Origin of the sequence: Corallococcus sp. 4LFB, assembly GCF_046520365.1 — a bacterium.
Taxonomy (GTDB): Bacteria; Myxococcota; Myxococcia; order Myxococcales; family Myxococcaceae; genus Corallococcus; species Corallococcus caeni.
The window spans coordinates 1-1,236 of sequence record NZ_JBKGHJ010001025.1; the positions used below are offsets into that span (position 1 = coordinate 1).

The following is a 1,236-nucleotide window of genomic DNA, read 5'->3' on the forward strand; positions in this document are numbered from 1 at the left end:
TGCGCACCGTCTGGGGCCGCGAGCCCCTCAGGCCTCGCGACAGCACCGCGGCGGCCACCGCGCGCAAGAGGCTCCCCGCGCGGGTCAGGCGAGCGCCGCGTCGTCGTAGGCGCGGGCGGCCTCCGGGGTGCGCTCCAGCCACTCGAGCAGCTCCGCGACGCGCTGGTGGACCTCCGCGTCCTCCGGCTCCGCGCGCAGGGCGTCCTGGTAGCCGGCCAGCGCCGCTTCCAGCTTCCCCCCTGCGGCGAGCGTCGCCGCCTGGGCCTTCAACGACCGCGCGTGTGGGGAGTCCGCCATGCGGGCCTCTGTAACCCAGCCGCGCGGCGCACGCATCCGTTCGGAGGGCCCGGCGGGTGTCACCCAACACCACCTGCTCGGGTGTCCCGGTTCACACCCGGCGGCGGTGCCGCCCTGCTGTCAGCTGCTCAAATCCCGCACGCGCTCCGCCAGGCTCTGGGTGAAGAGGCGGTAGATGCGCAGGGCCGCGGCCTCGTGCGTCTCCAGGAAGTACTGGAAGTCCGTCCGCGTGACGCGCAGGGCCCGCACCACCGTGTGCGCGCGCACGTGCGCGGACACCGGGCCGTCGAGGATGAGCGAAATCTCCCCCAGGAACGCGCCCGGCCCCAGCATGTTGAGCTGGCGCGCGTCCGGGCCCGGGCCGGTGGACACGCTCACCATGCCCTCCAGCAGCACCACCAGCCCCATCCCCTTGGCGCCCTTCTCCAGCACCGTCGTCCCCGCCGGCACCAGCACCGGCCGGGCCAGGCGGTAGAGGTCGCGCATGTCCTCCAAAGACAGACCATCGAAGATGGGAATGGCTTTCAGATAGCCATAGCCATCCACCACCGGCGGCGCCTTCTCCGCCGCGGCCGCGCCCTCCGGCGCCGACGCCAGCCCCAACTGCTGGAGCAGCCGCGCCTGCTCCGCCTGGAGCAAGAGCAGCCCCGCCCCCGTCGCGTGCTTGATGCCGTCCGCCAGGAGCACCAGCGCGCGCCACGTCGCGCCCTCCGCGTCCAGCAGCTCGCACATGCGCAGCACCGCCTCCGGCCGCTGCGCGTCGTCCGCGGGCACCGCGCGCAGCATCTCCAGCTCGCGTGAGCGTTGCCCAGCACCCGGAACACCTGCGCGGCCTCCATGGGCCGGTGCATGCGGCCCAGCAGGTGCGCCAGCGACTCGCGCGCGCCCAGCGCCTGGTACAGCGCCAGCGCCTGCTCCAGCGAACCGGCGCGCTCGAAG

Annotated in this window: 1 protein-coding gene and 1 pseudogene; both read right to left on the reverse strand. The window is 74.2% G+C overall.

Translation table 11 applies throughout. The features are described from left to right. Positions 1-84 precede the first annotated feature (84 nt). Entirely contained in the window at positions 85-297 is a 213-nt protein-coding gene (locus tag ACLEQD_RS43745) for a hypothetical protein (protein ID WP_410391844.1), read from the reverse strand. Between the two features lie 120 nt (positions 298-417). Continuing rightward, positions 418-1,236 (reverse strand): annotated as a pseudogene (locus ACLEQD_RS43750) (cyclic nucleotide-binding domain-containing protein); the annotation flags it as partial.